Consider the following 242-nt stretch of genomic DNA (forward strand, 5'->3'; position numbering starts at 1 on the left):
AAATCTAAAGTCGTATTCGTTGGACTTGCTGGTGTTACGCCATCACTTAATAAATCATCCGTTAAAATCTGTAACGGGGCACTTGGTTGTGTGGTCGTATTTAATGTTACATCTGTATTGTCATTCGCTACCGGTGGTAACTCTCCATAAGTAACTGTTACTGTAGCTGATGTTGCATTGCCTTCTGCATCACTTACCGTATAACCAATCACTGTTGGATCTGTAGTAAAGCCTGCTTCTGG

Annotated in this window: 1 protein-coding gene; it reads right to left on the reverse strand. The window is 41.3% G+C overall.

The genetic code is table 11. The annotated features are described in order from the left end of the window. Positions 1-242 (reverse strand): hypothetical protein (locus ACYPV9_RS14280; protein ID WP_459744850.1); only part of this gene is annotated, 242 nt, incomplete at both ends.

The organism is Polaribacter sp. OB-PA-B3 (assembly GCF_054589375.1).